The sequence below is a fragment of the Robertmurraya beringensis genome (assembly GCF_042433785.1).
Lineage (GTDB): Bacteria > Bacillota > Bacilli > Bacillales > Cytobacillaceae > Robertmurraya_A > Robertmurraya_A beringensis.
Genome location: NZ_JBHLUU010000014.1, coordinates 1 through 7,494 on the forward strand (window position 1 = coordinate 1; position 7,494 = coordinate 7,494).

Annotated in this window: 7 protein-coding genes and 1 pseudogene; 7 read left to right on the top strand and 1 reads right to left on the bottom strand. The window is 37.3% G+C overall.

What is annotated here, in order from left to right:
- From ACFFHF_RS02290 to ACFFHF_RS02310, 5 genes and pseudogenes are all read left to right on the top strand, one after another.
- Positions 1-188, top strand: a pseudogene (locus ACFFHF_RS02290) (IS4 family transposase); the annotation flags it as partial.
- A gap of 395 nt (positions 189-583) precedes the next feature.
- Positions 584-868 carry a group II intron maturase-specific domain-containing protein gene (locus ACFFHF_RS02295; protein ID WP_377057533.1) on the top strand — a complete coding sequence of 95 codons (285 nt, stop codon included), beginning with the start codon at positions 584-586 and terminating at the stop codon, positions 866-868.
- Positions 869-1,016: 148 nt separating this feature from the next.
- Entirely contained in the window at positions 1,017-2,945 is a 1,929-nt protein-coding gene (locus ACFFHF_RS02300) for an endonuclease MutS2 (protein WP_377057534.1), read from the top strand.
- Positions 2,946-3,004: 59 nt separating this feature from the next.
- Complete coding sequence (locus ACFFHF_RS02305) at positions 3,005-4,015, top strand: DUF3231 family protein (RefSeq protein WP_377057535.1); 1,011 nt, start codon at positions 3,005-3,007, stop codon at positions 4,013-4,015.
- 99 nt (positions 4,016-4,114) lie between these two features.
- Complete coding sequence (locus ACFFHF_RS02310) at positions 4,115-5,137, top strand: zinc-binding alcohol dehydrogenase family protein (protein ID WP_377057536.1); 1,023 nt, start codon at positions 4,115-4,117, stop codon at positions 5,135-5,137.
- A 38-nt stretch (positions 5,138-5,175) separates the two neighbouring features.
- Here ACFFHF_RS02310 and ACFFHF_RS02315 read toward each other — a convergent pair whose 3' ends face one another.
- Complete coding sequence (locus ACFFHF_RS02315; protein ID WP_377057537.1) at positions 5,176-6,141, bottom strand: phosphotransferase enzyme family protein; 966 nt, start codon at positions 6,139-6,141, stop codon at positions 5,176-5,178.
- Between the two features lie 86 nt (positions 6,142-6,227).
- Between ACFFHF_RS02315 and ACFFHF_RS02320 the strand changes: the two genes are divergently transcribed.
- Entirely contained in the window at positions 6,228-6,905 is a 678-nt protein-coding gene (locus ACFFHF_RS02320) for a YdcF family protein (protein WP_377057538.1), read from the top strand.
- A gap of 176 nt (positions 6,906-7,081) precedes the next feature.
- A partial coding sequence (locus ACFFHF_RS02325; RefSeq protein ID WP_377057539.1) for a hypothetical protein occupies positions 7,082-7,494 on the top strand: 413 nt, incomplete at its 3' end.

Here is a 7,494-nt window from a genome sequence, read left to right on the forward strand (position 1 = left end):
AAACTTTTTTTAAATGGATGAAACAACATCTGAAGATCAAATCCTTCTTTGGAAAAAGTGAAAATGCTGTCTATAATCAAATCTGGATTGCCTTGATCACATATTGTCTTGAAGTATTACTTCAATTTAGAGTCAGCCACGATGGCAGCCTGTTAGGGCTGAAAAGGACTTTAGAAACTTGTCTTTAAGAAGGGCTTGATGCATTTATTCGTGCTCTTTTCCAGAAACCATCCCGACACTCAAAAGGACGAAGAAAATATGATTGGGAAAAAGATTTCGCATTGATTGTACGCCAATTTGACGAAGGTGAGGTGGATCACCTAGACGATTTAACATTTGACCCACTTTACCAATACTAAAAGGAAATAATTTACCAATTGTGGATAAGGACTACTTCTTATATCCTTATNCAATAATGGGAAAACTCGACCTTTCTATAAATAGAGATAAATCAAGGCTAGTTAATCTATGGAATGATACAGATGGATTCGATTTCTTGGGTTTTCACAATCGGAAGTTTCCAAAAAGATTAAAAGGTGGAAAAACAATACATGTCATGTCTCACATACCAAAGAAGAACGCAATGAAGAAAATGCGTGCGAAGATAAAAGCCTATACGGAACCAAGGAATAAACTTTACTTGGATATCCGTGAATTGGTAAAAGGACTGAATAAGAAGCTTCAAGGCTTCAAGAACTATTACCAACTTTCCCCTAAAGGGAAGAAATGGCTAAATAGAATCGATTGGTATGTCCTAGAACGCCTCACCTTGTTTTACAACAAGAAGAGAAACAACCGTAGGAAACATGGGAATCTAAAGGACGTAAGAAAAGAAGTTGAACATATTTTAGTGAAATTAGCTAGTTAGATACCGTAAAGCCAAAGAAAGAAGAACGTCGGAAAGCCGTATGAGGGAAAACCTCACGTACGGTTTGATGAGGAGAAACTGAAAGTAAAAGAGATAGCGTAAGCTATCCCTTCGAAATCAGTTTCTTACTCTACTAGGAGGAAAAAAATTGAATAATCATACGTTTGAAACATTGCAATTTGATGTAATAAAAGAAGAAATTGCTCATTATGCATTAACCAGTCAAGGAAAAGAAAAGGTGTTACAACTCACACCTTCCTTTCATTTAAAACAAATCCAATCATGGATCGATGAAGTAACTGAAGCAGCGGAGATCATGAAAAAGAGTTCAAGTGTACCTGTTCACGGACTAGAAGGAATTGATACCTTACTGGGTAGTATCAATAAAGGGGTTGCTCTTCGTGCGGATATATTAATGAAGCTACATGACTTTTTAGATTGCTGTGGAAAAATGAGACGCTTTATGAAAGATAAGGAGTATTTAGCTCCTCGAGTCACTAGCTATATTTACTCCATCGATGACTTGCCTGGATTGGCGGAGGAAATTAATCGCTGTATACGAAACGGCGTTGTGGACGATTACGCTAGCAAGGAATTGCTCAAAATTAGAAAACAAATAGCAATACAAGAAGAGCGATTAAAAGAAAAACTTCAACAAATCGTCCGATCATCCAAACTAAAAACCTATTTGCAGGAAAGTGTTATTAGTCAAAGAGATGGAAGATATGTGATACCAGTGAAAAAGGAATATCGTCAAAAAGTAAAAGGGGCGGTTCTAGATACTTCTGCCTCAGGATCGACTTTATTCATTGAACCTGAAGAAATTACCACTTACCAAGACCAGCTTACCAAGACCAAGATGGATGAAGAAGCGGAAACTCAAAAGATTTTAATGTATCTTACCGGGTTAGTTGAAGAAAAAGAACAGCAAATCCGTTTGGCAGTCGAAACCATGGTTCACTATGACTTTTTGTTTGCAAAGGCAAAGTTTAGCCGAGCAATCGATGGGAGAAGTGTATCTATAAACGAAAATCACTATATTGAATTAATTGAAGCAAGACATCCTTTATTAGGTAAAAATGTTGTCCCACTAAACTTTAAGCTTGGGTCACCTGAACATGCGTTAGTCATTACAGGTCCTAATACGGGTGGGAAAACAGTTGTCATAAAAACGGTTGGACTCTTGACACTAATGGCTCAAGCGGGTTTACACCTACCGGTTGCAGAAGGTAGTTCAGTGAGTATTTTTCAAAATATCTTAGTCGATATAGGGGATGGACAGAGTATTTTAGAAAACCTAAGTACCTTTAGTTCACGAATCGTAAATATTATTGACATTTTAAAAGAAGCCAATGATCGTACATTAGTATTATTGGATGAGTTAGGTTCAGGAACTGATCCAGCTGAAGGAATGGGGCTAGCAACAGCAATCCTAGAACAACTCTACAAGAAGGGAACAACATTATTAGCAACGACACATTATAGTGAGATCAAAGAGTTTGCGGATCATCAAAAAGGATTTATTAACGGATCGATGGAGTTTGATATAGAAACCCTTCGCCCAACCTATCGACTGATTATAGGGAAGGGAGGAGAAAGCCAAGCGTTTGCGATTGCGCTAAAACTAGGGATTCACCCGAAGATCATCGAAAGAGCTCATCAAATAACCTATAAAGAAGACAAGGTGTATCCAGAAACGCATTTCTCACCACAGGAAAAAAGAGAACTCGAGAAGCAAATTATTATCAATAAGTATCAATCGAGAGAAAAAGGAGTGAAAATATCAAACTCATCAGTTCCAAAGTTTAATCAAGGTGATAATGTCATTGTGTCTCCTGAGGATGTGTTTGGTATAGTATACAAAGGCCCGGGCGAGAAAGGGAACTACATCGTTCAAATAAAAGGAAAAAAGGAGTCTTATAACTATAAGCGTTTAACTCTTCATATTAAGGCAAATGAGTTGTATCCGCCAGATTATGATTTCGATATTATTTTTGAAACAAAAGAAAATCGAAAGGTAGATAAACTATTATCAAAGAGACATATGGAAGGCTTTAGTATAAATCATGAAAGTTAAACATGATTATTCCTGATTTGGTTACAATACAGGGAAAGAGAATCACGAAAGGAGAAATCATGGAACATACCTTTCACAATGTAAAATTAACTGCTCCAGAGGTGGGTAGCATGTGGATGCAGTATATCAGTGACAGTTTGTCCAAATGTGTTCTTCGCCATTTTATTTATCATGTAAAAGACGAAGCGATTGAAAAAGTGCTTCGTTATGTCCTTAGCTTATCAGAAACTCATCTTGAGAAAATAAAAGAGTTTTTTACTAAAGAAGAGCTTCCAATCCCAATAGGTTTTACAGATGAGGATGTGTTGGTGGGCGCACCACCTTTATTCACCGATACTTTTATGATCGTGTACATTCATACAATGTCCATACATGGCTTGACCAGGTATGCAGGTGCAATTGGAACATGTGTTAGAGAGGATGTAAGGAAGTATTTTATTCAGTGTAGTGCTGAAACTACGGAATTGTATGATCATGCCACTGATGTGGTTTTGAATAAGGGCATTATCAGTAAACCTCCTACCATGACAAACAAGCATACCGTAGATTATGTAACGAAACAAAGCTTTTTGACCGGGTGGTTTGGAGATCGTCGTCCTATTAATTCGATTGAAATCGGTGGTACGTATATTAATATGCATAAGAACGTTGTAAAAGTTGTATTAGAACTGGGCTTCAGACAAGTGACACAACTAAAAGAAGTTGAACAATTTATGACACGTGCGGAAAAACTTTGTAAGAAGCATATAGATGTTTTATCTAAAATGCTGACAGACGATAATCTACACGCGCCAAAATCATATGAAGAAGAAGTGACAGATTCATCTGTTGCTCCCTTTTCAGAAAAACTTATGATGTATCACATTACCTCACTTCTCTCAGCAACTATTGGGTATTATGGGGAAGCTTTGTCGATGTGTCAAAGACGAGATTTGTCAGGAAGTTATGTAAAGATGATTACAGAAATAGGTTTATTAGCTGAAGACGGTGCGCAATTACTCATTGACTATGGATGGCTTGAACAACCACCTGGTGCACCAGACAGAAATAAATTAAAGAACGTAAAATAGAAGGAGTTGCTTTTATAGCAGCTCTTTTCTTTTTGGGAGGAAAAAGGAACCATTTATCGAATTAATATATAGATCTAAAAACAGGAGGAGTAATAATTAATGAAAGCAGTTGGTTTATATAAATACTTACCAATCGATCATGAAGATAGCTTAATAGATATTAATATAAAAAAACCTTCAGCTAGAGGGAGGGATCTCCTTGTAGAAATAAAGGCAATATCGGTTAATCCTGTGGATACAAAGGTACGTTCACCGAAGAACGTTGAGGAAACAGATCCGAAAATTCTTGGTTGGGATGCAACTGGAGTGGTGGTTGAAGTTGGTGAGGAGTGCACATTGTTTCAACCTGGAGATGAGGTTTTTTATTCGGGAAGTTTGAATAGGCCAGGTACGTATAGCGAGTATCATTTGGTAGATGAAAGAATTGTCGGGAAAAAGCCACAAACACTTAATTTTGCTGAAGCAGCTGCTATGCCTTTAACATCTATCACTGCATGGGAAGCGCTGTTTGAACGCCTCGGAATTGATACAACAAACAAAAACGAAAATCGTTCTAAAACTATCCTCATTATAGGTGGAGCTGGTGGAGTTGGGTCCATTGCCATTCAATTAGCAAAGTGGGCTGGATTACAAGTGGTTGCTACAGCCTCTCGTGAAGAAACAGTAATGTGGGTCAAGGATTGTGGTGCTGATTTTGTGATTAACCATTACGGATCGCTAAAAGATCAATTGGTTAATTTGCAAATAAAAAATGTTGATTACATTTTATGCTCAAACGATACGGACCAGCATTGGAATGCGATGGGGGAGGTTATTAAGCCTCAAGGGAAGATTTGTTCTATTGTTGACAACAAGTACCCCATTGAATTGAATACTTTAAAAAGTAAGAGCGTCACCTTTGTTTGGGAATTTATGTTTACAAAAGCGATGTTTGAAACCGAGGATATGATCTCACAGCATCACATATTGAATAAAGTAAGTAAATTGATTGATGAAGGAATGTTAAAAACAACCCTCAAAGAGACTCTAACACCGATACATGCTGAGAACTTACGCAAGGCTCATCGAATGTTAGAGTCAGGAAAAACAATAGGGAAAATTGTTTTAGAATCATTTAAATAAATTGCAGTGAACAAATGTCACAGCTTTTTACGAGGTTTCTAAACAATGGGTATGTATGTTTCACCAGTAAGAATTCTGTTACGTAACTTTTCTAACGTAAAGCTTTGCCAATCTTGTAAAGCATGCAAGGGCCATTTTTTCTTAAATAAGGCATAGAGGAAAAACTCTCTCCAGCGCACGAATAGAGGTATTTGCTTTATTGTATCAGGTGAAAGTGGATATGACTTTTCATAACCTTGGATAAAAGAATCAAGGAAAGTGGTTGAGAAAGATGAATCTAATCCGGCAATTTCAGTAGCTTGCCAGTATGCGTGATACAGTGCCACTGAGAAGTCCTGTGCATACCAACTATACATACAATCATCAAAGTCGATGACACCTATTCCTTGTGGCTGCATGATTATATTTCCTTGGTGAAAATCGTTGTGTATAAGACCAAATACTTCTGGGTCGGTAGGCAGCTTACTAATTTCATGAACCATTTCTTGTAACCTATGATTCATCTCTTCATTTTCTTTTAGTGTAAAATAGTTAATGGTTTCCATGACGGTTGAGCTAGCTTCCCATTGATTAGGTCTGTATAGTGTCTTATTAGGTGTTGACCGATGAATACGACCGAGTGTGGCACCCCATTCTTCAAATAGCTGGGTATTCCATATCTTTTTATTCGTAACATTCAGAGGTTCTCCCGCTACTTCATTAGTAGCTACTAAGTAGTAAGGGGTTTCTTCAACAAAAATTTTTTCAATTAAATTGCCATGATGTGATGGGAGAGCAGTGGGAACGTGTAGGGTAGCTTTTGATAATGTAAATAACCAGTCAATTTCCGCTTGTAGCATGTCAAGCGGACGACGATTAGATTCAGTAGCTCGAACGAAAATAGTTCTAGATTGATGAGTACACTTAATCATAATATTTTGAAAGCCTTCTGAAATCCAATGATACTCAGTGTTCTTGTCACCGTAGTAGGTTTTTATTTTCTCTATAATTAAATGCCTAGTCATGTGAAAACTCCCTTTAGGTTTGATACCATCATACCATGGACAAAGATGTTATTATAAAATTTACTGTTAGATTAGGAGTTACTTAGGTGAGCTTTGGTGTGCTTTTTATCATAGGAAATATTTTAGCTGTTGTAATTATTAGGTGGTTGATAAAAAATAAACAATCTTCTCGTCCATTGGTTATTACTCGGAATGTGATTATTTTTGGTTATATCCTATTTCTTATTTCCTTTTTTACCGTGGAGGGGCTAATTTTCAAAGAGGCTTATTCAAAGGAAAAATATAATAAGGAAGAAATAGATTTTGTTATTATCCTTGGAGCTGGTTTACGAGGAGAGGAACCCTCAAAAACGTTACAAGGACGATTGGATGTGGGACTGGAGTTTTTGTTGGAAAACCGAAATATCCCAGTGGTTGTATCAGGTGGACAAGGTCCAGGCGAGGCAATCACTGAAGCAGAGGCGATGGGAACATTTTTGGTGAAGAACGGCGTTGAAGAGGACAGAGTGTATTATGAAAGTCTATCCACTGACACGAACGAAAATCTGAAGTTTTCTAGTGATATGATGACTCAACTAGGTATAAAATATCCAAAAATTCTTATTATTACGAGCGATTATCACTTGTTTCGAGCCAAATATCTAGCAGGGGAAAATGGTTTAACGTCTTATGGTCTTGGTGGAGATTCCCCATTTTTTGTAAAAGTAAATTATTATATACGTGAGTATTTTGGTGTGGTTAAGGATTTTGTTTTATATGCTTAGTTTGTATCAATTATTAAAAAGGTTAATCTTAAGACCTATTCAATTAACTAGAATAGGTCTTTTTATTATTTTTAAAATTGTTTTTATTTTTTGTACGTATGTCCGATACCAATCTTTTCCTCCTTCAATATAAATATATTGCGTTTACCAATTTTTATTAAAAGGAGTGAGAAGAGATGTCATCATTTATGGATAGATTCAATGAGCGTTACAAAGGAGAATGCAAGGATAAGGACAAGGATAAGAAGAAAAAGAAGAAAAAGAAGAAGCACAAAAAAGAAAAAGAAGAGAAAGAAGAGAAAAAAGAGAAAAAGAAAAATAACGAAAACAATAATGAAAACAACAATAAAAATGTAATTAATGTCTTCTGTGGCTGTGATAAGGAAAAAGATAAGAAGGTAGGTCCAACCGGTCCGACGGGTCCAACAGGAGCCACTGGAGCAACAGGAGCGACCGGGGCCACGGGAGCGACAGGAGCCACGGGAGCAACAGGAGCGACAGGAGCCACAGGGGCCACGGGAGCAACAGGAGCCACAGGAGCAACAGGAGCGACAGGAGCCACGGGAGCGACAGGAGCCACGGGAGCGAC

Excerpts from the sequence above, each read along its gene's own strand:
- ACFFHF_RS02295 (WP_377057533.1), top strand. The coding sequence starts at position 584 with ATGAAGAAAATGCGTGCGAAGATAAAAGCCTATACGGAACCAAGGAAT.
- ACFFHF_RS02305 (WP_377057535.1), top strand. The coding sequence starts at position 3,005 with ATGGAACATACCTTTCACAATGTAAAATTAACTGCTCCAGAGGTGGGT.
- ACFFHF_RS02310 (WP_377057536.1), top strand. The coding sequence starts at position 4,115 with ATGAAAGCAGTTGGTTTATATAAATACTTACCAATCGATCATGAAGAT.
- ACFFHF_RS02315 (WP_377057537.1), bottom strand. The coding sequence starts at position 6,141 with ATGACTAGGCATTTAATTATAGAGAAAATAAAAACCTACTACGGTGAC.